The 26,483-nt window shown below is 65.3% G+C and carries 16 protein-coding genes and 1 pseudogene; 6 read left to right on the plus strand and 11 right to left on the minus strand.

Annotated elements, in window-relative coordinates:
- Positions 1-35: 35 nt before the first annotated feature.
- The gene (locus tag RCH21_RS04930; protein WP_326963437.1) at positions 36-1,013 is read right to left on the minus strand and encodes an ABC transporter substrate-binding protein; all 978 of its coding nucleotides are present in this window, start codon (positions 1,011-1,013) and stop codon (positions 36-38) included.
- A 226-nt stretch (positions 1,014-1,239) separates the two neighbouring features.
- On the opposite strand from RCH21_RS04930, the gene RCH21_RS04935 reads away from it, so the two are divergent.
- From RCH21_RS04935 to RCH21_RS04945, 3 genes are all read left to right on the plus strand, one after another.
- The gene (locus tag RCH21_RS04935) at positions 1,240-2,262 is read left to right on the plus strand and encodes a LacI family DNA-binding transcriptional regulator (RefSeq protein WP_326963438.1); all 1,023 of its coding nucleotides are present in this window, start codon (positions 1,240-1,242) and stop codon (positions 2,260-2,262) included.
- Between the two features lie 229 nt (positions 2,263-2,491).
- Positions 2,492-4,168 carry a DEAD/DEAH box helicase gene (locus tag RCH21_RS04940; protein ID WP_326963439.1) on the plus strand — a complete coding sequence of 559 codons (1,677 nt, stop codon included), beginning with the start codon at positions 2,492-2,494 and terminating at the stop codon, positions 4,166-4,168.
- 105 nt (positions 4,169-4,273) lie between these two features.
- Positions 4,274-4,675, plus strand: a complete 402-nt coding sequence (locus RCH21_RS04945) for a YccF domain-containing protein (protein WP_120147372.1) — start codon at positions 4,274-4,276, stop codon at positions 4,673-4,675.
- Between the two features lie 70 nt (positions 4,676-4,745).
- On the opposite strand, the gene RCH21_RS04950 is transcribed toward RCH21_RS04945, so the two are convergent.
- The 3 genes and pseudogenes from RCH21_RS04950 to RCH21_RS04960 form a co-directional block, all read right to left on the minus strand.
- A complete protein-coding gene (locus RCH21_RS04950; protein ID WP_326963440.1) occupies positions 4,746-6,236 on the minus strand; it encodes a flotillin family protein in 1,491 nt (496 codons plus the stop codon).
- 134 nt (positions 6,237-6,370) lie between these two features.
- A complete protein-coding gene (locus RCH21_RS04955; RefSeq protein ID WP_326963441.1) occupies positions 6,371-8,344 on the minus strand; it encodes a penicillin-binding transpeptidase domain-containing protein in 1,974 nt (657 codons plus the stop codon).
- 169 nt (positions 8,345-8,513) lie between these two features.
- Positions 8,514-10,160, minus strand: a pseudogene (locus tag RCH21_RS04960) (FAD-dependent oxidoreductase); the annotation flags it as partial.
- Positions 10,161-10,494: 334 nt separating this feature from the next.
- Between RCH21_RS04960 and RCH21_RS04965 the strand changes: the two are divergent.
- Positions 10,495-12,675, plus strand: coding sequence for an acyltransferase family protein (locus tag RCH21_RS04965; protein ID WP_326963442.1), 2,181 nt, complete (start codon positions 10,495-10,497; stop codon positions 12,673-12,675).
- A 744-nt stretch (positions 12,676-13,419) separates the two neighbouring features.
- Here RCH21_RS04965 and RCH21_RS04970 read toward each other — a convergent pair.
- Entirely contained in the window at positions 13,420-14,838 is a 1,419-nt protein-coding gene (locus tag RCH21_RS04970) for a ferredoxin reductase (protein WP_326963443.1), read from the minus strand.
- The gene (locus RCH21_RS04975) at positions 14,835-16,139 is read right to left on the minus strand and encodes an aromatic ring-hydroxylating oxygenase subunit alpha (protein ID WP_326963444.1); all 1,305 of its coding nucleotides are present in this window, start codon (positions 16,137-16,139) and stop codon (positions 14,835-14,837) included. The genes RCH21_RS04970 and RCH21_RS04975 overlap by 4 nt, the downstream gene beginning before the upstream one ends.
- Positions 16,140-16,298: 159 nt before the next feature.
- Here RCH21_RS04975 and RCH21_RS04980 point away from each other — a divergent pair, with 159 nt between their 5' ends.
- On the plus strand, positions 16,299-17,231 hold the full coding sequence (locus tag RCH21_RS04980; protein ID WP_326963782.1) for a LysR family transcriptional regulator: 933 nt from the start codon (positions 16,299-16,301) through the stop codon (positions 17,229-17,231).
- A gap of 144 nt (positions 17,232-17,375) precedes the next feature.
- Here the strand turns inward: RCH21_RS04980 and RCH21_RS04985 are convergent, their stop codons facing one another.
- On the minus strand, positions 17,376-19,397 hold the full coding sequence (locus RCH21_RS04985; protein WP_326963445.1) for a BCCT family transporter: 2,022 nt from the start codon (positions 19,395-19,397) through the stop codon (positions 17,376-17,378).
- Between the two features lie 404 nt (positions 19,398-19,801).
- Between RCH21_RS04985 and RCH21_RS04990 the strand changes: the two genes are divergently transcribed.
- On the plus strand, positions 19,802-20,497 hold the full coding sequence (locus RCH21_RS04990) for a GntR family transcriptional regulator (RefSeq protein WP_326963446.1): 696 nt from the start codon (positions 19,802-19,804) through the stop codon (positions 20,495-20,497).
- On the opposite strand, the gene pabB is transcribed toward RCH21_RS04990, so the two are convergent.
- The 4 genes from pabB to RCH21_RS05010 all read right to left on the minus strand — a co-directional run bounded on the left by pabB (position 20,481) and on the right by RCH21_RS05010 (position 26,473).
- Entirely contained in the window at positions 20,481-22,253 is a 1,773-nt protein-coding gene (pabB, locus tag RCH21_RS04995) for an aminodeoxychorismate synthase component I (protein ID WP_326963447.1), read from the minus strand. The two genes, RCH21_RS04990 and pabB, sit on opposite strands and share 17 nt — an antisense overlap.
- Before the next feature lie 89 nt (positions 22,254-22,342).
- A complete protein-coding gene (locus RCH21_RS05000; RefSeq protein ID WP_326963448.1) occupies positions 22,343-23,218 on the minus strand; it encodes a bifunctional 5,10-methylenetetrahydrofolate dehydrogenase/5,10-methenyltetrahydrofolate cyclohydrolase in 876 nt (291 codons plus the stop codon).
- Positions 23,215-23,841: a cyclodeaminase/cyclohydrolase family protein gene (locus tag RCH21_RS05005; RefSeq protein ID WP_326963449.1), complete on the minus strand. Its 627-nt coding sequence runs from the start codon at positions 23,839-23,841 to the stop codon at positions 23,215-23,217. Before RCH21_RS05005 ends, RCH21_RS05000 begins: the two co-directional genes overlap by 4 nt.
- Before the next feature lie 139 nt (positions 23,842-23,980).
- Complete coding sequence (locus RCH21_RS05010) at positions 23,981-26,473, minus strand: GcvT family protein (RefSeq protein WP_326963450.1); 2,493 nt, start codon at positions 26,471-26,473, stop codon at positions 23,981-23,983.
- Positions 26,474-26,483: the final 10 nt, after the last annotated feature.

Here is a 26,483-nt window from a genome sequence, read left to right on the forward strand (position 1 = left end):
TCGGGCTGCGCCGCGTCCGGGTCCGGTCAGTGGTCCTAGTACTCGCGGCTCGCGAGTACTTCCTTGGCCTGCTCCGGCGTGAAGGCAGATTCCTCGGTGACCACGCGGGCCGGGACCTCCTCGCCTGCGACTACCTTGGCGGCCAGGTCCATGAGCTGGTCGCCGAGGAGAGGGTTGCACTCCACGATGTAGTTGATCTTGCCCTCGGCGAGCGCCGTCATGCCGTCCTTCACGGCGTCGACCGTGATGATCTTGATGTCCTTGCCGGGAACCTTGCCCGCGGCCTCGATGGCTTCGATCGCACCGAGTCCCATGTCGTCGTTGTGCGCGTAGACGACGTCGATGTCCGGCGTGTTCTTGAGGAAGGCCTCCATGACCTGCTTGCCGCCGCTTCGCGTGAAGTCGCCGGTCTGCGACTCGACGATCTTCAGGTCCGGATCCGCGGCGATCGCTGCCTCGAAACCTTCCTTCCGGTCGATGGCGGGAGCGGCTCCGGTGGTGCCCTGCAGCTCGACGATGTTCACGGGGCCCTCCGTCGACGCAGAGTCCTCCACGAGCCAGTCGCCCGCCTTCTTGCCCTCCTCGACGAAGTCGGAGCCGAGGAACGTCTTGTAGAGGGATGTGTCCGCGGAGTCGACTGAGCGATCGGTGAGGATGACGGGGATGTCGGCGTCCTTCGCTTCCTTCAGTACGGTGTCCCACCCCGACTCGACGACGGGCGAGAAGGCAATCACGTCCACCTGCTGCTGGATATAGGACCGGATGGCCTTGATCTGGTTCTCCTGCTTCTGCTGGGCGTCGGAGAACTTCAGGTCCACGCCGGCCTCCTTGGCGGACTCCTGCACCGATTTGGTGTTCGCCGTGCGCCAGCCGCTCTCTGCGCCGACCTGGGCGAAGCCCATGGTGATCCCGTCCTCGGAGCCTCCGCCGCCGCCGGTCCCGGCTCCTCCACCGCACGCGGTGAGGGCGAGGGTCGTGGCCGCGATGACCGTTACTAAAGTTTTCTTGAACACTGCTGCCTCCTGGATGTGGGAACCACAGCAAGGAGCGAGTGCACCGTCGTTGCTGCGTGGGCTTCATGCCCTCCGAGCATTGTGAACGCTAACAATTTGCCGGTCAAGTGATTTGAGACACAACTCGGCCACACTCCTTGACAGCGGATGTTTCCATCGAAGCAGGGGGATCGGCAGCGGTTGGGTGCGGCGGTCCGCCTGGATTCGCTGAGGAAGGGGTGGAAGTGTGACTGACGTGACCACCCCCCGGAATCCCAGCCTGACCGACGTGGCTTCCCTGGCTGGAGTTTCGCACCAGACCGTCTCCCGCGTGGTCAATCGCAGGCCGAATGTCAGCGAGGCGACGCGGCGCAAAGTACGCGCTGCCATCCTCGAACTCGACTACCGCCCGAACGCCGCCGCACGCTGGCTCGCAACCGGGAGGACCCACTCCATCGGAATCCTCGCAGGCGAACTGGCTCAGTACGGCCCCTCGAGCGTCCTCATGGGCATCCAGGACGCAGCCCGGAGGGCCGGCTACTTCCTGACAGTGGTGACACTCAAGGACTATTCCGTGCCCACGATCGATGAGGCCCTCAGCGACCTGCTGAACCACGGCGTGGAGGGTGTCATCGCTATCACCCCCCACGTATCGGCCCTCGAGGTGCTCGCGACGGTGCAGACGGGCATCCCGATGCTTACCGTCGGCGGCGGCCACCATCGGCTCGGTGACATCGCGCTGGACCAGGAGAGCGCTGCGGCCGACGCCGTCGACCACCTCGTGGCCCTCGGGCACGAGCGGATCGCCCATCTCGCCGGTCCGCTCGACTGGGTGGACGCCCGGCGCCGGCTGGAGGGCTGGCGCTCGGCCCTGAAGGACCATCAGCTGGCCGAGGGCCCCGTCTATCAGGGCGACTGGAGCGCGCGGTCGGGCTACGAGGCCGGGCGCGCCGTCGATGTGTCGGGCGGACCCACCGCCATCTTCGTGAGCAACGACCAGATGGCACTCGGGTTGCTGAAGGCTCTGAAGGAACGCGGGTGCCGGGTTCCGGCGGACATCAGCGTCATCGGGTTCGACGACGTCCCGGAGGCGGAGTACTACGAGCCGTCCCTCACCACTCTCCGCCAGGAGTTCCATGACCTCGGGCGTCTCTGCATCGAAGAGCTGATCGGTCTGGAGCCGGCGTCCTCCGCAGCAGATGCATCAAGCCCCCGGCTGGTGGTGCGCTCGAGTACGGCCCCGGCGAGGGGGCGCGGCGCCCCCGGCTAGCACACGATGCGGGCATACGGGGCCTCTCCTGATAAACTGGACCTACTGGCCTGCGCACGTCGGATATCTCCGTCGGTTCACAGCGCGGCCTGCGTCGATGAGCGCATTCTTTTGTCCCGCATTTAGCTCCCAGGATCGTGAGCGCGGTAGACACTGTCTGACTTTTCTTCGGCGAACCCCTGCGTCAACCGATGCCGGGGAAGATGAGAAGAAAGTTCGTGTACTTCACATGACTACTTTTGCTGCCCTTGGTGTGCCCAAAGCGCTGGTCGAGAACCTCGCCGCGCAGGGGATCACCGAACCATTCCCCATCCAGGTGAAGTCCCTTCCCGATTCGCTGGCCGGACGCGACGTTCTCGGTCGCGGCCGCACCGGCTCGGGCAAGACCCTCGCCTTCGCGCTTCCCATGGTCGCGCGCCTTGCCGAGCAGGAAGCGGCCTACCGCCGCAAGCCGGGGCGTCCCCTGGCCCTCGTGCTCGCCCCGACCCGTGAGCTCGCCACCCAGATCAACGCGACGGTGGAACCCCTGGCCAACGAGCTCGGCCTGAATACCACCGTGATCTACGGCGGCGTTTCCCAGCAGCGCCAGGAGAAGGCACTGCGAGCGGGCGTCGATATCGTCATCGCCTGCCCGGGACGCCTCGAGGATCTGATGCGCCAGAGGCTCATCAGCCTCGAATCGGTGGAGATCACCATCCTCGATGAGGCCGACCACATGGCCGACCTCGGGTTCCTTCCCGTCGTCAAGAAGCTGCTCGACACGACGCCGGCCGACGGCCAGCGCCTGTTGTTCTCGGCCACGCTCGACAACGGCGTGGACAAGGTCGTCAACCGGTACATGACCAAGCCGGTCACCCACTCGGTCGATGATCCGCAGGCAGCGGTCACTACCATGGAGCACCATGTGCTGCTCATCGGTGACCAGACGCAGAAGAAGCAGCTGATCGTCCAGCTCGCATCGGGTACCGGACGCCGCCTGCTGTTCATGCGAACGAAGCACCACGCACGCAAGCTCGCCAAGACCCTCACCGATGCCGGTATCCCCGCCGTCGACCTGCACGGCAACCTGTCGCAGAATGCCCGCGACCGGAACCTCGCCGAGTTCTCCACGGGCGACGTACGGGTGCTCGTCGCGACAGACGTCGCCGCGCGCGGCGTTCACGTGGACGACGTCGAACTCGTGGTCCACGTGGATCCGCCGACCGAGCACAAGGCATACCTGCACCGCTCCGGCCGTACGGCCCGCGCGGGTTCGTCGGGCAAGGTGGTCACGATCACGCTGCCCGAGGAGAAGTCCGAGGTACAGAAGCTGATGAAGGCGGCCGGCGTCGATGTCGCCTTCCAGAACGTCAAGGCCACCTCTCCGCTGGTCCTGTCGCTCATCGGCGACGTGGCGGACAAGATCGACCCCCGCACCCGCGCAGCCCTTCTCGCCCAGCGCGAGACGAGCCGCGGTGATGGGACGTCGACGGGTGCCAACGCCGAGCGGAAGCGCGCACGCCGTGGAGCCGCAGCTCCCGCAGCAGGAGGACGCGGAGGACGTGGTGGACGCGGACGTGTCTCCGCCGACCCGCAGTCCGCCCAGGGCAACCGCGCCGAGCGCCGCAAGGACCAGCCGCAGGCGCCTCGCTTCGGCACCGACACCGGTGCTGCTGCCAAGACCGGTGGATCACGCCGCCGCTCCGAGGAGCCCCGCACGACGTCGGAGACGACGACGCGCAGCCGTCGTCCGGCATCCGGACAGCGCGTGGGCGACGCCGTCCGCCGCCCCGCCGCTGCTGCTCCTGCCGCCGGCGGGCAGCGCAGCCACGCGCCGTCGTCGGCACCGCGCGCCGAGGGTGCCCGCCGTCCCGGTGGCTCCCGCCGGGCAAATGCGCCGGCGTCGAATGACCGCCGCACGCGCTAGTACCAGCGAGCCGCACGCATGCTGAAGGTCCCTACCCGCACGGGTAGGGACCTTTCTGCGTCGAAGGAGGGTGCAGCAGCAGGCGGCGTGCGGAACAATGGAGAAATGAACGCACTCCTGAACGTCATCTGGCTCCTGTTCGGCGGCATCTGGCTGGCTCTCGGCTACTTCGCGGCAGGGATCATCTGTTGCGCGCTGATCGTGACCATCCCGTTCGGCATCGCCTCGTTCAGGATCGGGGTGTACGCCCTGTGGCCCTTCGGCCAGACGGTGGTGAACCGGGGCGCGCGCACGGGCGCGTTCTCCGCGGTCGGGAACGTCATCTGGTTGCTGGTCGCCGGAATCTGGATCGCCATCGGCCACGTGCTCACAGCCATCCCGATGTTCGTCAGCATCATCGGCATCCCGCTCGGTATCGCCAACCTGAAGCTGATCCCGGTGTCGCTGGCGCCGCTCGGCAAGGTCATCGTCCCGTCGTCGGGACCGTACCTGCAGACCTACCGCTGACGCGCGGGACCGCCGGGACAGCAAAAAGGGCCGCCGCATCATCCGATCGCGGCGGCCCTTTTCGTGGGTGCTAGTCCGAACCCCCGACGACGGTCGACCCGCCGGTGCCCTTCGAACCGGGCCTGTCCGCGTTCTTCAGCAGGTCGCCGAGTAGCGCGATGATGTCGAGTCCCGTGGTGTCCTTGACCATCTGGGTGGTCTGCTGGACACCTGTTGAGACATTCCTGCTGAGCTGGCTCGCGCCATCGTTGGAGATGACCGTCATGGTGTCGATCGCGCCCATCGGTGCTGCGATCTCACGGGCCATGGCCGGAAGGACCTCCAGGACCTTGGACAGGATGGCGGCCTGGTTGAACTTCTGGTAGGCCTCGGCCTGTGCAGCGATAGCGGCTGCTTCCGCCTTTCCCCGGGCTTCGGTCGACTCCGCCTCCGCGTTGCCGCGTGAGGCTATGACCGTTGCTTCCGCACGTCCCTTGGCCGTGTTGATCGCTGCTTCCGCGGTACCCCGTGCGGTGTTCGCCGCGGCGTCGGCTTCAGCTGCCACCCGGTCGCCTTCGGCGACGAGCTTCCGCTTCGCGAGATCCACCCGGGCTTCGATCTCGGTGGCCGCGGATGCCCTACGACGCTCCTCGAGCTTCGCTTCCGCCTGCTGGATCAGTCGGTACTTCTCGGCGTCGGCGGGCTTGCGGACCTCGGTATCGAGCTCGCGCTCACGCAGTTCCGCACGGCGCAGGGCAACCTGCTGCTCGCGGATGATGACCTGCTCGTTCTGCTCCGCCTGCGCCAACGGTCCTGCGGCGTCGGCACGGGCCTGCCGTGCGTCGGCCTCTTCCTTGAGCTCGGCGCGCCGGATCGTGAGCTGCTGCTGCGCCAGCGCCACCTGCTCGTCCGAGATGGCGCGGGCCTGCTCCGATTCCTGCACCGATCGCGCCTCAGCGATCTTCGCGTTGCGCTCCGCCGACGCCGCTTCCGGGCGCCCGAGGTTCTTCAGGTAGCCCGAATCGTCATCGACCGACTGGATCTGGAAGGTGTCGATCTCCAGGCCCTGGTTGTGCATGGAGTGCTCGGCCTCCTCCTTGACGCTCTTGGCGAAGGTGGCACGATCCCGGATGATCGACTCGACGGTCAGGGTGCCGACGATGGAGCGCAGCGAGCCGGAGAGCGTCTCCTGCGTGTAGTGGTCGATGGCGTCCTGCTGGTTGAGGAATCGCTGAGCCGCCTTGCGGACGGCGTCCGCGTCCCCGCCGACCTTGACCTGGGCCACGCCGGTGAGATGCAGCTTGATCCCGTTGAGCGAGATGCCCTCGATCCGGAGCGAGACCTGCCGCGAGGCGAGGGACAGCGGGTAGGCCCGCTGCGTGAACGGATTGATGAAGACGCGGCCGAAGACGACGCGCTGGCTGTCGACGTCGGGCTGGCCCTTGCTGTCCTTGGACGAGATGATCAGGGCCTGGTCGGGACTGGCGATATGGAGAGCCATCCTCGCGAGGATCGCCACAACGATGAGGACGACAACGAGGAGGATGGCTCCGATGACGATCGGTACGAACGAGAAATCCACTGCGACCCTTTCAACGGTCTTTCGAATTGCCTCCGGCGCAGCATCTGCACGCCGGAGGATGGTCAAGCTACTGCCTGCCCTGCTGTGATCCGACCCCCATGTCGTCGAAGTAGATGTTTCTGGTCGTTGGATGGTCAGCCGGCTGCGACGCCCGTCAGGAACGCCTGCATCAGGGGCCCGCCGGAGGTCGAGCCGAGTTCGCCCTCCTCGACGAAGACGGCGACGGCGAGGTCTCCCTGCAATGCAACGACCCACGCATGCGTCCGAGGGGGAGTCTCACTGCCGAATTCGGCGGTCCCGGTCTTGGCCAGCACGGGTTCACCCGGAACGTCCTGCAGCAGTTGTGCCCCGCCCTGGGCGACGACGGCGGTCATGAGGGTCTTGAGCGTCGCGGATTCAGCCGCGGTGAATGCACTCGGCTCTGCTTCGTCGGTGGGCGCCGGGGATGCGGATCCCTGGGGCGCTTCGGAGGCTGCGGCGCTCTCGGTGCCCGGCTCCGGTTCCGCCTGCTCCCCGGATGCGAGGAGGGTCGGCGTGACGCGCGAGCCCACACCGACGGACGCTGCCATCGTCGCGAGGGAGAGCGGTGAGACCAGGACCTCGCCCTGGCCGATCATGGCTGCGGCGTGCGCCGTCCCCTCGGCCTCGGTAGGCACGGAGCCGAAGAAGGCCGGCGTGCCGATGCTCGCCGTGACGCCGATGCCGAGGTCCGTAGCCGCGTTCGCGAGCTCATCCTGGCTGATGTCGTCCCGAGCGGAGATGAAGCCGGTGTTACAGGACTGCGCGAAGGTTTCCAGGAGCGGGATGGTGCCGAGGAACTGCGCAGGGAACGTGCTCGCGTTGTTGAAGGTCCGGCCGTCCACCGTCACCTCCTCGGTGCACTCGGTGGGGGTCTCCGGCGTGAACCCCTGCCTGAGAAGCGCGAGGCTCGTGGCGATCTTGAACGTGGATCCCGGCGGGTACTGGCCGAGGAGGGCGGTCTGCAGCCCTTCGCTGCCGGGCCCGTTGGCGGCAGCAAGTATCTCACCCGTGCTCGGTCGGATGGCCACGATCGACGACGCCGAGGGCTCGTCGGAGAGAACGTCCTCGCCGAGGGCCTGCAGACGCGGATCGAGCGTCGTTGCCAGATCCTGGCCGTCGACCGCGGGCTTTTCGAACAGGCGTTGCGACGGAGTGTCGGGCGCCTCGACGGGGGCGGCGTCGACTGCAAGTCCCGGCGTTCCTCCGAGCCGGTCATTGTGCTGCAGCTGCAGCCCGCCGAGTCCCGTGACGTCCCCGGCGCGGATGGCGCCGTCGGACTGCTCCACGAGTTCCTCGGTGGCCGCGCCCACGCTGCCGAGCAGCTCCCGGGCGAACGTGCGGGTGGGTGCGAGTTCGAGCGTGTCCGACTCGCGGAAGGCGCCCGGGATGGCATCGATCTGTGCGTCGGTGACGGTTCGCGCGGCGTCGTCGCGCAGGACGACGGCCACGACGAACGCCTCAGCCCCCGCCTCCGCGACCTGCTGCTCATAGGCGGCAGGGTCGAGCTCGAGCAGGGTCGCGAGCGCGCGCGCCGACGCCGCCTGTTCCACCTCGGGGACCTGCGTCTTGTCGATGCCGACGCGGAGGACGGGCCGCTGGGTGACGATAACCTCGCCGCCCGCACCGGTGATGTCCCCGCGGTCCCCGGGGACGCTCGTCAGGACCAGCTTCTCGTCCGGGAGGAGATTCGGGACGAACAGTTCAGGTGCCCACTCGGCCTGCCAGACGTCCTCGACGCGCGTGAAGTCCGCCGTCGTGCTGTAGGTCCAGTCCTGGTCGGTGTCGTCGAGGTCCCACACGTAGTCGAGGGTCGCCGTCGCGCTGTCCTCCCCGGTCTCCTCGACTCCTGCGACGGTGACCGTCGGAGCAGGCGGCACGAAGCCCTCGGTGATCGCGGCGAGCTGGCCGGTCACCTCGGCCGGCTGCGCGGCGGTGAAGGCCGACTGCGCGACGTCGAGCCGGGCCAGTCCCTCGGCAAGCGTCCGGGCGGCGTCCTCGGCCGTCGGACGGTTGTCGGTGCAGGCCGCGAGCGTGAGGGCAAGGACGGCAGCGGTCAGGACGGAGGTCGCGCGATGAAGGTTCCCCATAGGGCCCATTATGACCGAGAACAGGAAAGGCCCCGGCTGGAGCAACCGTACGCCACGCCGGGAGCGTCGAGCGGGCCGACCGGCGCAGGTGGTTCACCTGCACCGGTCGGCCGCCTGGTCCACCGGTGCAGGCGGTATCCTGTGCCGGTCGGATCAGGCGGTGGCGGCTGTATCCCTTTTCCAGCCGCAGGCTGTTGAAGGCGCCGCGCCCGGCTGCAATGATGCCGTGCTCCTGCCCGGCGTCGAACAGGAGATCCCAGAGCTTCAGTCCGTGGTCGGCGGTGGTGTAGAGCTCCCAGCCGAGTTCGCCCACATACGAGAGCCGCATGGCGGTGACCGGGATGCCGCCGACCGAGATCCGCTTGGTCCGGAAATACTTCAGCCCCTCGTTGCTGAGGTCGTCACTGCTGACCTTGCCGATGACTTCCCGGGCAAGCGGCCCCCACAACCCGATGCAGCAGGTGCTGCCGGTGATGTCCGAGACGTGTACCCACTGGGCGGGGTCCGCGGCCGACTGCTTCCGGGCGTGGACCCGGAGGTAGTCGAAGTCCACGTTGCTGTTCACGCCCAGTTGGAACAGTTCCTCTTCCAGCCGTGCGACTGTCACGTCGCTGCGGATGCCGGCGTCGTCATTGAGCAGCAGGCAGTAGGTCACAGCGCCCGGCTTCTTGGCGATATTGCCCGTACTGAGTCGCTGCAGCAGGGTCAGTGCGCCCGGACCGGTCACGGACAACCGTTTCAGCGGCGTCATGTCGTACAGGGCTGCCGCGGTACGCGTCCTCCACGCTTCTGCTGCGGAGATGGGGGAGGAGAACCGGGCGGACCACTCGTCGCGGTCCGGCGCCTGCCACTCCGCCGGAAGGGCTTCGAGCAGTCCGCGATTGGCTTCGAACCAGTGTGGGCGCTCACATCCTGCGGACTCGAGGAAGAACGCGCCGAGCTCCTTCTGGCGGACGTTGAACGGACTGACGCGTAGGTCCCGGGGCTACATCCTGGGCTGTATCGGGTGCAGGATGTCGTAGATCTCCACGAAGTTCTGCTGGGCCGTCTCGCGGACGTAGGCGTCACTGGTCTGGAATTCCTCGAAGCGCGTCAGTTCGCAGCCGTGCAGGTCCGTGCGGGACTGGCCCTCGATCAGCAGCTCCGCCATTGCTTTCGCGACGCCGGCAGAGTGGGTCACCCAAACGGCCTCGGCGACGAACAGGCCTTCGACGTCGGGGGCTTCCCCCATCAGCGGGCCGCCGTCGGGCGTGAAGGAGAAGATTCCGTTGAAACCGTCGTCGATCCGGGCTGCGCGGAGGGCCGGCAGCAGATCCTGGGAGTCCTCCCAGGAGGAGGCGAAGTCCTCCGGCGTGAAGTCCAGGCGGGAGGGCATGCGGTGGTCGGACATGTGCTCGGCGTCGACTGCGGGCAGGTTGCCCATATCCACGGGCATGGGCTTGTGGGCGTAGCTGCCGATGCCGATCCTGTCGCCGTGCTCGCGGAAGTAGAGGTCGCGATCCTGGTAGCGCAGGATGGGCTTGCTGGCCCCGTTCGGCAGGGTATCGGCACCGCGCAGTCCGTTCAGCGGCGTGGTCCTGACATACTGATGAGCCAGCGGCAGCAGCGGCACATCGAGGCCTGCGAGCTTCCCCAGCTCACGTCCCCAGAATCCGGCGCACGACACCACGATGTCGGCGGGGATCACTCCGGCGGAGGTCTCGACGCCTGTCACCCTGCCTGCCGACTGCGTGACACCGGTGACCGTGGTGGAGCCGAGGTAGGCCACCCCTGCTTCACGGGTGCGGCTGATCAGCAGCTGTACGGCGCGGGCCGCCGAGGTGGAGCACTCACTCGCCGCCTAAAGAGATCGCCGCGCGAGTCAGACCATGGGCAGCCCCAGCGGTCATACGTCCACTTCGAGTCTGAGACGTCTCCTCTAGTCTTATCATCACGGCAATGGTCGGACGCCGATCTAGACGATCTGTTGCCGCTAAGACAACGAAAAGCACAGCCTTGGCAGTTCTACGACTTGCACTCGATGGACCGCGGACCGAACAAGCGCCGAACAGTGCGACAGTCCGTCCCGCTGGTGGTTCATACAAAGCCCACATGCCAGCGTGTCGTAAAATCGTTGAGGGGGCCCGTCTGCACGCTATCCGAAGGCTCCCATGCACATCGCGTCCCCCTCCGGTCCCGCTCGCGCGGGGTCCCGTCGAGAGGCAGCGTCCGAGAGGACGCGTGTCCGGCCGGACATTCAGGGCCTGCGAGCCCTGGCGGTCGTGGTGGTGGTGCTGGATCATCTGATCGGGTGGCCGAGCGGCGGCTTCATCGGCGTGGACATCTTCTTCGTCATCTCCGGCTTCCTCATCACTGGCCTTCTCCTCCGGAAGTACGAGAAGACCGGGCGCATCTCCTTCGGTGACTTCTACCGCCGGCGCATCAAGCGCATTATTCCGGCGTCGCTCGCCGCGATCGTGGCCACCCTCCTCGCGGCCTTCGCGATCTTCGGGCCCTCCCGCTTCCTCGAGACGGCGCAGGACGGCGGGGCAGCGGCGCTGTTCGGCGCCAACTGGCGTTTCGCAGCCGATGGCACCGACTACTTCCGTGCTGGCGTCCCGGTCTCTCCCCTGCAGCACTTCTGGTCCTTGTCCGTCGAGGAGCAGTTCTACTTCGTGTGGCCCGCCGTCATGCTCCTGGTGCTGGCACTGGTGGCGAGACACCCGAGCGGCGGCCGTTCCCGGGCCAGGGTCGGCGCGGGCCTGATGATCGGCCTGATCTCCGCGGCATCGTTCGCGTGGGCTCTCTGGGAAACCCAGTCCTCGCCTACGCAGGCGTACTTCTCCACGTTCTCCCGTGCCTGGGAACTCGGTGCCGGAGCAGCGCTGGCCTGTGCCGCGCCGCTGTGCTCACGGCTCGCACCACGGGTACGCCCGTTGCTCGCCTGGCTGGGCATGGGACTGATGCTGGCCGCGCTGTTCCTCATCGACTCGTCCTCGGCCTTCCCTGCGCCGTGGGCTCTCCTCCCGGTCCTCGGCGCGGTCCTCGTGATCCTGGCCGGTACGGGTGCGGAGCACCACGCGTTCCTGCTGCCCCTGACCAATCCCGTGAGCGGGTACCTCGGCAACATCTCCTACTCGCTGTACCTCTGGCACTTCCCGGTGGTCATTCTCGGCGGCGCCGTGTTCCTCAACCGCACTCCCCTGTTCTACCTGGGATGCGCTGCCGCGATGCTCCTCCTCGCGGTGTTCTCCTACCACCTCATCGAGGATCCCGTCCGCAGGTCCACCTGGCTCTCCGGCTGGAAAGCGAGGGCCGGGGGTACGACGACGGCGGACAGGAGAACGGCGCGGGGCGCCGGCTTCCGGCGGGCCGCAGCAGCGACCGCACTCACGGCGGTGGTATGCGCTGTGAGCATCCCCCACATCCCCGCGCATTCGCGGAGTATCCAGCTGTCAAACACACCCGCCGTCGATGTCTCGGAGGAGACCGCGGCACTGCAGGAGCAGATTCGCACGGCCCTCCGCAGCAGTGACTGGCCCGAGCTGGACCCGACCATTGACGAGGCCATGAACGGCCAGTTAGCTCCCGCGGACATCACTGCCTGCGGCGGCACGGGGCCCATCACCGTCAGCGCCTGCACCTGGGGTGACCCCGATGCCACCCGGCGGGTGGTGGTGGTCGGTGATTCCATCGCCATCTCGTGGACGTCAGCCCTACGGGAGGCCGTGGGCTCCACCGACGGCTGGGCGGTCACCGGACTCGGGACATCGGGGTGCACCTTCACCGAGCTCCTGATCCGGAACCCGTCGGCAAGGCTGCTCCGGGCGTGCGAGGGGCGTAAGGAGCAGGTGGTGGAGGCGATCAATGATCTCCGGCCGGACGTGGTGATCATCGCCAACACCTACGAACCCCGCTTCCCCATGGGCCGGGATGAATCCCTGACCACCGAGGAGTGGAAGGACAGCACGGCGAGCATCGTCTCCCGCTTCAGCGATTCCGTGGGTTCCGTCGTCTTCCTCTCACCCCCACCCCTCACCACAGACATCCAAAAGTGCTACTCGAAGATCGCCGAACCATCCTTCTGCGCGGGGCAGGTCCGCCAGCAGTGGCGCACGTTCGCCACTGCGGAGCAGGAGCTCGCTGGCGAGCTCAACGGCTCCTTCATCTCCCCGGAACTGTGGTTCTGTGCGGAGGGCTGGTGCCCGAGCTTTGTGGGGAGCACCCCGGTGATGCGGGATCTCGTCCACATGACGCCCTCCTACCAGCTCGAGATCGCGCCCGCACTGCGCAGCGAACTCCTGGACCGGGGCATCCTCCGATCCCGACAGTCCTCCCCAGAAAATCGGTGACCAACCACAACAGCGGCCCCCGCTCCACATACGACCACCCACACTGCGTCAAGAGAGCATGAGACCGACCCACCACTGGCTCACTCTCATATCGCCCACTCATACCGTGGGAATACGCCCGGGCAGGTGGAACAGCAGTCCGATTGTCGACTCCTTTTGAAGCTCCGCCGGCAATCCGCCGATAACCGATCGTTATGTCTACTTTTGATGCCTCGTCCCAGCTCTACTACTCTGTGACTGGATTACTGCCGCTCTGCTACCGAACCGCTTCACACGGATACCGCGGTGAGCCAGCACGTCTGAACTCCGCGTTCAATGCATCTTGTCGAACATTTGTCGATACGAGTGACTGGGCAGGCAGCGTCCGCAAGATTTGAGCCGACTACATCACCGCCGTCGTCGGACCTGGCAACGCTCTCGGTGCCCAGTTGGGCCACGCCTACGGTGGATGTCGTAACCACGCCGACCAGTACCTCAATCTGCGATGCGGAGTTGTAGGAGCCAGTCGAACGAGCTGCGGCGGTGTTCGTCCTCCGGGCTAGGTCGGGGAAGGCGTAAGTCGAGAATGGCGACAAGGACCTGCCAGCTGGCTACCTGCTCGTTTTAGCGGTCAATGAGCGCCCTCAGGCAACACCGTGGCGCTGCAGGACAAGCAGCACGAAAACCTCTGTGGGACTGCCCGACAAGTAACGGCGTCGCGGAAACAATTCCTGATGCTGTCCGGCCGACATTAACTGGAAGCGGCTAGGCATCGATCACCAGATCGGTCCGCGCGGTGGAGCAGCAGGGCAGGAACTTGCCTGCATCGATTTCCCGTGCTCGGATCCCGCCCTGGTGGTTCATCTCGATTTCCCCGGAAAGCTTGACGACCTTGCAGGAGCCGCACATGCCTTCCTTGCAGTTCGCGCCGATCCTGACGCCCGCACGCTGGGCCACCCCCAGGATGTGTTCAGTGGGGTCGATGCGCACATTGACCCCGGTGCGCAGAAAGGACAGAGTGAGGCTTCCCGTTCCGACCGTGTCAAAGCTCGAGACATCGGGGGGCGCCGCTTCCTGCTCCGCGTCCGGGCTAGCGTCGGGGGCTTGGGGACCGGGCGCATCCGGGTCGGCTGTTTCTAGCGGCAGTCCAGTGGCTTCTAGGGTTCCCTCGGCGTCGTAGCCGGGCTCGTAGAGCCCGAATGCGGTGGGCTGGCTTTCGTAGTAGTCCTCGGCGGAATCAGCAATTTCCTCGGCGATTTCCTCAGCGATGTCCACTGCATGGGCGAGCTCTACCTGGTATTCAAGGAGCGTCTGGCGGTTCCCAGAGAAGAATTCCATGTGGATGGAGGTGTCGTCGACGCCGAGTTTCTCGAGAAGCTCGGCGGCGGTGTTCAGGTAAGCCTCGGGGCCGCAGGCATAGACCAGGCGGCCGTTGGCATCGGGAGCCACCTCCTCGAGCATGGCCGCCGTGAGCCTTCCGGTAAGCCATTCCCATCCCTCGGGTTCCTTGGTGCGCTCCCCCAGGGAGTAGAAGATCTTGACGCGTGTGTCCACGGAGGCGATGTAGGCCAGCTCCTGGTGGAACGCAAAGCCTCCGGCTGCCGCCCCATGATAGAGCACCACGACATCGGCCTGGCCGGGCAGGGAGTGGATGGTCCGCAACATCGACATGATGGGGGTGATGCCTGCGCCGGCGGCCAGCAGGAGGTACCGTGCGCGCCGGTCGGCGTCGGGCAGGTGGAATGCCCCGACCGGCCCGAGCATCTCGAGGACGGTGCCGGGTTTGACGTTTTCGTGCACCCACGGTGAGACCAGTCCCGTGGGGTGGCGTTTGACGGTGATGTCGAAGGTCCACGGCCGGGTGGGTGAACTGGACAGTGAGTAGCTTCGGTCCACCGCGTCCTGGTCCTCGCCGTTCACGGGAAAGGCGACGTTCACGTACTGGCCTGAACGGAACGCCAGGGGCGCACCGTCGGAGCGGCGGAACACGAAAGTCTTCATGCCGCCCACCTCGGGAACGATCTCGACACATTCGGCCATGAACTCCTGCGGATACCAGGGACCCAACGCCCGGGCAGCACCGGCGGGTCCCTCGGTACTGCTCATCACCCTGTTCCACGGCATCTCAAGACCACGAATGCGCCGTGGTTCCTGAATTGTCGTGTCGCTGTGGAGTTCGATCATGCCAAGTGCTCCTGCACACGCTGCACGTACCAGTTGATGAACGCCTCGACCTGGTATTCGCTCTTCATGTACGGGCCTGGCTCATAAGCGGGGCTGCCGGCGCCCTTCTGGCACAGCTCCACGAACGCCTTGTCCTGCAGATTGGTCTGCTTCCAGGTGTGGGTGAGTTTCTCCAGGTCGTAATCGACGCCTTCCTCGGCGTCGTCGGCCACCAACCAGGTGGTGCGTACCAGTGTCTGGTGTTCGTTGACGGGGAAGACGGCGAACGTGATGACGTGGTCTCCCAGGAGATGGAACCAGCTGTTGGGCTGTAGGTGCATCGAGCAAGCGCCGAGGCGGAAGTCCCGCAGGTCGCCGAGCAGCTTCTTGGACAGCCTGCGGCCATCGGGCGAGAACGATTCGCCGACCCCGTCGAGCGACTCCCGTAAGATGCGGATACCCGCTACGCGGGTGTCGAGCTCCTCGACGATCTCATAGGGAAGACCATAACGGCGGCAACGGTCCTCGAGCGAGGACTGTGCATCTTTGTGGCGGTCCCACGCCTCCTCGAGATGGGGCGGGATCAGTCCCTCCGTCAGTCCCCAAGTGGGAAAGAGGGAACAGGCGAGTTCCGGGTGGCCGTCGCAGTGGTAGCACTCACGGTTGTTTTCCATGACGAGCTTCCAGTTGCCCTCCTCGACGATGTTCTGCTGGTAGGCGATTTTCGTCTTCGACAGCTCGTGAGGTGCGACGTAAGGTTCGAAGATCTTTGCGGTTTCGTCGAAATCCGTCGGTGGTTCGTCCGCAACGCAGACGAAGATGAGTCCGGCGACCACGCGGCTGTGGGCGCGCTTGAGGCCGAAGCAGCCCTTGTCGAACTTCGTTTCCCCCGGTGCCGAGGCATGGATCAGATTGCCGTTCGGGGAGTAGGTCCAGGAGTGATAGCCGCATACCAGGTTTCCCGTTGTCCCCGCGGGTTCGGTCATGACGCGGGCGCCGCGGTGGCGGCACACGTTGTGCAGGACGTTCACGCCGCCGTCGTCGTTGTGCAGCACGATCAGGGAGTAGGGCCCGTAGTCGACGGTGACGTAGTCGCCCGGCTCCGGGAGCTCGGCCATGCTCGCGGCAAAAATCCAGTGCTGACCGAAAATGGCCTGCATGTCGATGGTGAAGATCGTCGGATCGGTGTAGAAGGGGGCATCGAGGCAATATCCCACGCGCCGGAAAGCGAACAACTCGGAGATCTCCGCCAGCTGCTCGGCAGGCAAGGATGAAGCAAGTTTTCCGCGTGAGTTGAGGGGTACGTTCACTGGAGCAGACATGTGTTTCCTCCCGGGAGGGGTGGGTCAGGATGCGATTCGTAAAGACCCCGGGCTCGTAGGTGCAACCGGCGTTGTCTAAAGCGTGTAGTCATGAGATTAGTCACAATGGATCTGCACGAAAAGCGCAAGATTTGGGAGATAGCCGTGCACAATAGGTGCATGATCGATCCACGGCTTATCACCCTTCGGGTGTTCGCGGGATGCGGCACCGTTGGCGCAACCGCGGAGCTCACGGGTTACTCCCCCTCCGCCGTCTCCGCGCAGTTGCGCGAGCTCCAGCGCGTGCTTGGAATGCAGCTGCTGACGAAGGACGGCCGGGGTGTGCGGTTGACAGCCACGGGCCGCTTTCTCGTGGCAGGCTCGGACACCCTCATCGCGGAATGGGAGAGCCTTCGCGCCGCGGCATTGAAGGCCGGCGACCAGGTGCAGTCCCATTTTGGCCTCGGCGGATTCTCCACGGCGGCCGCCCAGTTACTCGCTCCGCTGGCCGCCACCCTGCGCTCGACACGCCCCCTGCTGGAGGTGCAGGTACTCGAGGCCAATCCGGCCCGCTGCTTCGACTTGTTGGTTGCCGAGCGAATCGACCTCGCGGTGATCGTCGCCATGCAGTCCTACGCCTTTGTCGAGGACGATCCGCGCTTCGAGCAGACCGTTTTACTCGACGACCCCCTGGACGTGATCATTCCCTCCGACCACCCGTTGGCATCGCGGGAAACGGTGACGCTCGAAGAGCTGGCGTCGGAACCCTGGATCACCGAGACCGCCGGTTCCGCCTACCATTCCCTGTTCACCGCGGCGTTCACGGCAGTCGGGGTGACACCGCGGATTGCCCATGAGGCCGTTGAATGGGAAACCCAGATCGCCTTCGTCGGTGCGGGGCTGGGCGTGGGTCTGCTCCCGCGACTGGCGCCCCTGCATAGTGGCGAGAACGTGGTTCGACTGCGCATCACCGGCAAGGGGAAACCCGCGCGCCGCATTGTCGCTGCGGTGCGCAGGGGCAGCATCACATCGCCCCTAATCCAGGAGTCGCTCGGCATCCTGCAGGTAAGCGCTCATCGGATCCTTACTGCCCGACCCGAAGACGATCTTTAACATCGCCCAACCGCGGACGCGGTAGGCACCGGAGACGTCCCGCCCATCCGGGACTTTCACGATGCCTCGGAGGTGGGTGGGCCTCGGCAGCACGGGCTGGAATAAGCCTGTGCCGCCGAGACCGTTGCTACTCAAGGTGCTCGGTTATTTACTTTCCGGGCCTGGATGCCGGGGCTCCAGGGTCGGGATCCTCGCCGTAGGAGTTTCTGCCGGGCAATCCGAATTGACGCACTTCTCCGCGCATTCGTGTTTCGTCACGAGGTCGAACTGCACGCCGCCGTGTTGTTCCACGCCAGTGCGTATGGCCCGTTCCACCACGGATGTGGCCAGGCGACGCCGCAGGGAGAGGGGATCGCGACGCAGGTCCTTTGTGAGGGCGAAGCAGAGCAACATCATGACGAGCACGAACGGTAGCGCTGCCACGATGGTGATTCGCCGCAGGCCATCCAGGGCTTCCGATGGTTCATCGCCGCCGGCCAGCAGCATGACCGCCGCTACGGCGCCGGTGAGGCAGCCCCAGAAGATGACCACTCCACGACGGGGGTGCTCGGCACCGTTGGAGCTGAGCGATCCCATCACGATGGAGGCAGCATCGGCGCCGGTGATGAAGAAGATGGCTACCAGAACCATGGCCAGCACGATGACGGCAGTGGTAGCCCAGCCAGGCATGCTCAGGTTCTTGATCAGGTCGAAGAGTGCTCCGTCGAAGTTGACGGACGGTGTCCCGTCCACCATGGTGACCAGGCCGGGTAGGTTGGCCGCATCGGCTTCCTGCTGGACCTGGAAGGCGGCGCCTCCGAAGATCGCGAACCAGATCACGCTGACGATGCTGGGCACCAGCAACACACCGGTGACGAACTGGCGGATGGTGCGGCCGCGGCTGATGCGGGCGATGAAGAGGCCTACGAAAGGCGTCCAGGACACCCACCAGGCCCAGTAGAAGATGGTCCAGCCGGACATCCAGCTACGCAGTGACTCATCTCCGACCGCTTCGGTCCGAGACGACATCTCGGCCAGATCGCGGGCGTAGTCGCCGACCGCGGAGGGGATCAGGTTGAGGATGAAAAGGGTGGGGCCGACGACGAAGACGATCAGCGCGAGAACGACGGCCAGGACCATGTTGATGTTGGAGAGCCACTGGATGCCGCGGCTGATGCCGGAGACGGCTGAAGCGACGAAACAGGCGGTTAGGACGGCGACGATCACCACGAGTACGGGGGTGCCGATCTCGCCGAACCAACCGTTGGAGGTCATGCCGCTGCCGATCTGCAGGGCGCCCAGGCCCAATGATGCAGCGGTGCCGAACAGGGTGGCGAAGATGGCCAGGATGTTGATGAATTTCCCGATCGGACCCTCGACCGTCCTGACGCCGAAGAGCGACGTGAAGGCGACGGAGATCAGTTGCCGGCGACCCAGGCGGTAGGTCCCGTAGGCCATGGCGATACCCACAACGGCGTACATGGCCCACGGGTGCAGGGTCCAGTGGAAGATCGAGGTAGCCATCGCCGTCTGGATCGCTGCAGGTGTCCTTCCATCCACTGTTCCAGGCGGTGGGGAGACGTAGTGGTAGAGCGGCTCGGCCACGCCGTAGAACATCAGCCCGATACCCATGCCGGCGGCGAACATCATCGAGACCCAGGAGACAGTACGGAATTCGGGCTTTTCACCGTCCTTGCCCAGCGGGATGTCACCGAACTTGCCCAGGGCCAGCCACAGGACGAAGATCACGAAGAGCGATGCCGTGAACATGAAGAACCATCCGGTGTACTCCATGACCCAGTTGAGGGCACCCGTGGACGTGCTGGACAGACTGTCGCGCCCCGTGAAGCCCCAGATGACGAAGGCGATGGCGATGGCGCCTGTGATCCCGAAAATAGTCTTGTCGAGTACGAGCTTGTGGCTCCGCCTATCCGCGACCGCCTGCTCGGTCTTGGCATGACGCAGCTCTTCGAGGATCTCGTCGTACTCGGCGTCCGGCAGAGAAGGCTCGCCTCCTTCCTCGGTTTCGAGGGCAGCAGCATTCCTGTCTCCTCCGCCGGAGGCACTGCTGACTGCTGAGCTTCTCTCCCTGCTTCCGAGTTCTTCGCGGCGTGAACCCTCTGCCACCCCGCTGTCAGCGGGCGGCTCCTCGGGTGATTGGGACTTCAAGTCACTATTGAAAGCCATGAGCGGGTCCTTTGCTCGGTGCGGCATGGGCCTGCGATTGCGCAGGGCCCTCTGGAGTCAGACCGGGCGGAAGGCTTGGGCTTCGTCCGATTCGATAATCATGTTGTTGCCGTCGACGATATGGATCTCGTGGGGCACTTCTCAGGGTCAAACCCCGAATCACTGATATGTTCTGATTAGCATTCAGATATATCAGGGCTACTGTAGGGCAGGTCGGGGGACATGTCTATAGTTCTCGAGGACTACATAGCAGGCGGAGTGCATCCGTCGGGGCTATTGGTAGGCGGAGATCCCTGCAAATGCCGGGCCTGTCATTCTCATGGTTGAATATTGATATATCAGAATACTGAGTAGTAGGAGTCGGGGCGTCAAGGCTCGGACGTACCTCAGGAGGAGGCTCGGACATGGCGCACGCTGGCGGATTACCGGTGGAAGCAGGCAGTTCGTTGGCGCCGCTTAGGCAGGACGACGAATCCTTCGCCGACTTCGCCTACAGGATGTTGTGTGACGAATTGATCGTTCTGGACATCAAGCCGGGTGAACCTCTCAATGATGAGGCGATCTCCCGGCGACTCGGCGTCGGCAGGACGCCGATCCGCGAAGCCATGAAGCGGCTTGAGAGTGACCATCTGGTGGTGGCCTACCCTCGGCGCGGAACATTCGCCGCTGGCGTGGATATTAAGGACCTGGCTGAGATCTCCGAGATCCGACAGCTCCTGGAGCCTGCGGCAGCCGCACGGGCCGCGCGGATCGCTTCGCCACAACTCCGGCAGGAGCTCCGGGAGTTCGCGTCGGAGGTCGGGCAGCTGTTACCAGGGATGCACTCACAGCAAGATCTCATGCGCCTGGACATGCGGGTTCATCGGACGATTTACCGGGCCACTGGCAGTCGGCACCTTGAAGACATTCTGGTCCGATACGACAACCTTGCGACGCGGATCTGGAGCCTGGTGCTCGAAAAGCTCCCGCCGGTATCCGAGCACATCGCCCAGCATATCGAGCTACTCGAGTGCATCGCGGCGGGGGACTCCGAAGCTGCTGCGCGGTTGACCACCCAGCACGTCACCGACTTCGAGAACCTCATCAGGGCGGTACTGTAGCGCGAGCCCGTACCTGCCCCGCATGAGCGGATATAGGAAACGGTGCCCCGAATACCCTGAGGATGGCAGTGGCCTTGGTGTGGATCTCTGCCAGTTCATCGTCAGGGTCGGAGTCGGCCGTGATGGCCCCGCCGATACCCACGGACAGCCGCTGGCCGTCCGTGGGATGAGTGGAGAATACGGCGCTACGAATAGTGACCGCCAGGTCGGCGGCGCCGGTGGGCGAGAAGTAGCCGACCACACCTGAATAAGGCCCGCGTGGTCGGGATTCCAATCGGTCGAGGATGTCCATGCTGCTGATTTTGGGAGCCCCTGTCATCGAACCCGGGGGATAGGCAGCCGCGACAACAGCCGCCCTTGACCGGTCCCGGGCAATCTCGGCTTCGATCGTGCTCACCAGTTGGTGCGCCGTCGTGTACGTCTCGACGTCGCAGAGCCGTGTGACCGAGACTGTTCCCGGCTGGGCATGGCGGGAGAGGTCGTTCCGCATCAGGTCCACGATCATGATGTTCTCCGCCCTGTCCTTCGTCGAGGTCCTGAGCTCATGCTTCAGCTGCCTGTCCGCCTCTGGTGACGCGTCCCGCCGGCGGGTTCCCTTGATGGGTTCGGCACGGACCTGACCGTCCGCAGTGATACTGAGGAACCGCTCCGGCGAGGAGCTCGCGATCGCCACGGTGCCCAGCTGGACGAAGCTCGCGAACGGCGCCGGGCTGGCCCGGCGGAGTCTGCGATAGAAGTCCCACGGATCCAGGCTCTCGTGGAGGTCGTCGGAGATCTGAGTGGTGAGGCACACCTCGTAGGAATTCCCCTGCACGATCTCGTCCTGGCAGGCAGCGATCTTGCGCAGGTAGGACTGGCCGGAGTCCGCTCCGCTGAACTGTACGACCGGCAACCCGCTGCTGAGTCGGCGGGCCGCGGAGGGCAGGCGCCCGATTCGCAGTGCAGCGTCACTGCACCATCGCCTGCCTTCCGCACCGGCCTCGGCCAGAAGAAACACGCACCGCGCCTCATGATCGAAAACCACGGCCCGGCTGCAGTGGATCAACGAGGCATCTGGCAGCGGTGATTCCACTGCGTTCCCGCCACACTCCCGCTTGAGCTCGTAACCTAGGTAGCCCAGCCAGCCGAGGGCGAACCCCAGCCCGGAGGGAAGATCCGGATCCGGTGCCGGGTTGCTGTACCAGTTCCTTTCCAGCCAGCTGAAGAAGGGACCGGAAATTCGGGTGACCACCAGCTTCGATTCCACGGTGGTCACGCCGTTCGCATGCTGTGCCCTCATTCCGCGGGTGCCCGAATCGTCAGCCATGATGCTGTAGCGATTGCGTCCCGCCACGGGATCCGTGGCCGAGTTGGAGCTGTCCAGCCAGACGCGGTGGCTGGACAGTCCATAGAATTCGTGGAAAACCGCTTCCGGATCCGGATAGGCCTCAAGCGAGACACGGGAAAGGGACGGGGGAGCGGACAGTTGCCCGAACCCGCGAACTGCGGCGAGGGCCGGAAGCTGGGCCAGAGCATCGGCGGCGTGTAGCGGCGCCTCCGGGTGCGAAAGGTCCAGGACTGAGATCTCCGTCGGAGCCCCGAACCGGGAGTCCTGTGGCCCGGGGAGAACCCGGAGCATGCAATGCCCGGAGGTGCCTCGGCCGGTGATGAGAACGACGTCGGGGCATTCGCCGGGCGCGTGCGGCAAATCCCTGTCGGCATCCCAATCGGTGTGGGTCCGCGCCGTACACACCGAATTCAGTACCTGCACGAGCATGGACACAAAGGCTTGCCCTTCACGTGTTTCCATATGTTCGACGGATACGACAACGGGTTCCACGGGATTACAGGTGTGCCCGGGGTGGATCATCCGGCCGATCCCCGGACCAGGGCACGTGATCGTTCCCGCGCGGCTTCGGTCGTGTGCAGAAGAAGCAGGGACGTGGTGACGGAGCCGACGCCGCCCGGAACAGGAGTCAGGGCCGCGGCGACGCCCCGCACGCTGTCCTCGTCGACGTCGCCGACGAGGGAGCCGTCAGGGAGGACGTTGGTGCCGACATCTATCACTACGGCCCCGGACGAAAGATGGCTGCCGTTCAACAGTCCCGTACGCCCGGCTGCGACGACTACGACGTCGGCGCTCCTGGTGTATCTCTCCAGGGGGCCTGATCTGGAGTGGCAGACAGTCACCGCGGCGTCGCGCTCGAGCAGCAGCAGGGATAGCGGTTTTCCCACCACGGCGGAACGACCGATGACGACCACGTTCCGGCCCGCCAGCGTGATGTCGAAGTGGTCGAGGATCTCGATCACGGCGCGGGCGGTGGCAGGTGCGAACGAGGGCAGGCCCACAGCAAGGCGGCCAAGACTCGACGGGTTCGCCCCATCGACGTCCTTCTCGGGGGTGATGTGCCCGACCAGCTTATCCGCCGCGACGCCGGGAGGCAGAGGCGTCTGGAGGATGATGCCGTGAACGGACGGATCCTCGCTGAGATCCTTCAGGACGGAGACCAGGACCTGCTCGGTGGCATCGGGGCCGAGGTCCACGATCCGGCAACTGATGCCGGTACTCTCGGCAGCACGTTCGATGGACCTGACATACCAGTGCGTGGAGCCGTCATCGGTGGCAACGACCACTGCGAGTATGGGGTGGAACCCGTCGGCTTCGAGGTCCCGCGCCTCCTGGTGGGCCTTCTGCTTGATGGTCCTTGCCAGTTCCTTCCCCGAGAGCAGTACTGCACTCAACCGAGAATCCTGTTCCGCACGCGCCCCACGAGGGCGTCCGCCGCCAGGACAACCTTCTCTTCGAGGCCGTCGGTCTGGTCAGCCAAGCGCGAACGGGCCGCGGCGTCCTTAATGGCCACCACGTTGATGTCGATGTTCACCCGGGCGGTGGTCGCGGCTGCGCGGGCTGCGTCGGCAGCAGCAGCGATGTCGCTGATCACAGTGGTATTCGCAACCTCGAAGAGCTCCGTCGCCAGTTCCACGACGGTGCTGGCGAGCCCGATGAGCTGTGCAGGCGTTTGCGCCGCCAGGATGAGCGCTTCCTGGAGCGATGCCGTCCGTGCGGCTTTGAGCTCTTCCGTTCCGGACGGAAGCTTGTACGACTTCATGACGCCCTGGAACGCTTGTTCGTCGGCATCCGCTAGGCGCAGGGCTTCGGCTACCAGCCCGTCGGCGGCGCTGATAATCCTCCTGACGAGCTCGTCGTGCTGCTCGTATTTCACGCCGGTGGTGTATCTGGCCACCATGGCGACGAGCGCTGCCCCCTGGGCGGCGTGGAGCGCCGCGGCTGCGCCGCCGCCCGGGGTTGGTTCGCGTGAGGCAAGCCTTGCGAGGTAGGCGTCGATCGTTTCTGAACTGATCATGGATTCTCCTGGGCTGGAGCTTGGGCTGGAGCTTGGGCCGACTGGGCAGGGGTCGAGACGCCGTGGAAGAGCAGCGACCCGGACGTCGCTTGCGGGGCGACGGGTCCGGGCCGTGCTCCTGGATGGTTCGGCGGGTGGGTCAGCCGCGGAGCCTGGTCATCGTGGGGTCGTAGAGCGGATCAGCGGTGACGGTGGCCTGGATGCGCCGTCCGAAGTACTCGATCTCCACCGAATCCCCGATGCTCACAGCGGCAGGAAGATACGCGTAGGCGATCGGCTTGGCGACGGTGTAGCCGTAGGCTGCACTGGTGACGTAGCCGACTGCCTGGTCCTTATAGAAGACCGGTTCCTTGCCCAGCACGACGCTCCGGCCGTCGTCGACGGTCAGGCAGCGCAGGTGGCGGGCGGAGTCCTCCTCGGCGCGGCCTTCCAGGGCGGCCTTTCCGACGAAGTTCTCCTTGGTCATCTTCACGGCAAATCCGAGCCCGGCTTCAAGAGGATCGTGCTCGGTGGTCATGTCAGTGCCCCACGAGCGATAACCCTTCTCCAGTCGCAGTGAACTAAAGGCGGCCCGGCCCGCGGCGATGACGCCGTGGGGCTGCCCGGCCTTCCACAGGGCATCCCACAGGCGCTGGCCGTTGTCCGCGCTCGTGTACAGTTCCCAGCCCAGTTCACCGACATAGGACAGGCGCATCGCGGTCACGGTGACGCCGCCGATGACGACCTGCTTGGTCCGGAAGTATCGGAGACCGTCGTTGGAGAAGTCGTCGCTGCTGACGGTGCTGATCAGGTCCCGGGCGAGGGGGCCCCACAAGCCGATGCAGCAGGTGCCGCCTGTCGTGTCGCGCACCTGTACCCAGTCGCCGGCGGTTCCGGTTTCGGTTTGGTGACGTGCGGCCCGCTCGAAGTATGCGGTGTCGATGTTTCCGTTGGCTCCAAGCTGAAAGGTGTCTTCGTTCAGCCGGGCCACGGTGATGTCACTTCGGATGCCACCGGCGTTGTCCAGCAGGAGGGTGTAGGTGACGGCCCCGGGCTTCTTCGCCATGTCCGCTGTTGTGAGCTCCTGCAGTAGCTTCAGTGCTCCCGGACCGGAGATTTCGAGGCGCTTGAGCGGGGTCATGTCGTACATGGCCACCGCCGTACGGGTCTTCCAGGCTTCAGCTGCTGCGATGGGCGAGCTGAACATCGCGGACCAGGCATCACGGGCCGGGGGCTGCCACTCGGCTGGCATCTCCTTCAGCAGTTCCGCATTGGCCTCGAACCAGTAGGGTCGCTCCCAACCGCCGGACTCCAGGAAGACCCCTCCCAGTGCCTTATGACGGGCATGGAAAGGGCTGACACGAAGGTTCCGGGGGGAAAGCTTGGGCTGCAGCGGGTGCAGGACGTCATAGATCTCCACGAAGTTCTGCTGGGAGGTCTCGCTGACATACTCAGGGGTCAGCTGGACCGCTTCGAAACGGTGGACGTCGCATTCACCGAGGTCGACCTGGGACTTGCCGGTGATCAGGAGCTCGGCGACAGCCCGGGCGATACCGGCCGAGTGGGTCACCCAGACGGCTTCGGCCACGAAGAAGCCATCGAGCTCCTTGGACTCGCCCACCAGGGCCCCGCCGTCGGGAGTGAAGGAGAAAACGCCGTTGAAGCCATCCTCGATGTCGCTCTCCCGCAGCGCTGGAAGCAGCTGCTTGGTGTCCTCCCACGCCGGGAGGAAGTCCTCCAGGGTGAAGTCGAGACGGGAGGGCATGTTGTGGTCACTGATGCTATCGGCGTCGTAGGAGCCGAGGTCGGCGAGATCCACGGGCATGGGACGGTGCGCGTACGAGCCGATGCCGTAGCGGTCGCCGTGTTCGCGGTAATAGAGGTCCCGGTCCTGGTGGCGCAAAATCGGCAGTGAAGCGCCGTTGGGCAGTTCGTTGCAGCCCTTCCGTGCCGGCACCGGAGTAGTCGTGACGTACTGGTGCGCCAGGGGGAGAAGGGGAACGACCATGCCGATCATCTCGCCGATCTTGGCGCCCCAGAAACCTGCGCAGGACACCACGATGTCGGCGGGGATGACACCTTCGGAGGTCTCGACACCGGTCACACGACGGCCGGCCTGCGCGATGCCCGTGACCGTGGTGTTGCCTCGGTAGGTGACACCTGCGGCCTCCGTGCGCTTGATTAGCAACTGAACGGCCCGCGCGGCACGTGCCAAGCCGTCAGTGGGTACATGGAGCCCGCCCAGGATGTCCTCCTCATTCAGGAGCGGGTAGAGCTCCTTGCACTCGGCGCGGGACAGAATTTTTCCACTAATACCCCATGATGCGGCGTATCCGAGCTTCCGCTTCAGATCTGCCAGGCGGGTCTCGGTGGTGGCGACTTCGAGACCACCGACCTGGTCGAAGCAACTGACGCCGTCCTCGGTCAGGGACAGGAACTTCTCGACGGTGTACTTGGCGAATTCGGCCATGGTCTTCGAAGGGTTCGTCTGGAAGACCAGACCCGGGGCGTGGGATGTGGAGCCCCCGGGCATGTTCAGCGGTCCCTTATCCAGGACCGTGATGTTGTTCCACCCCCGGGCGACCAGTTCATCGGCCAGGTTCGTGCCGACAATTCCGGCTCCGATGATGACAATGCTTGGCGTCGATGCCATGTAGCTTCTC

The sequence above is a fragment of the Arthrobacter sp. PL16 genome, assembly GCF_035985055.1.
Lineage (GTDB): Bacteria > Actinomycetota > Actinomycetes > Actinomycetales > Micrococcaceae > Arthrobacter_D > Arthrobacter_D cheniae.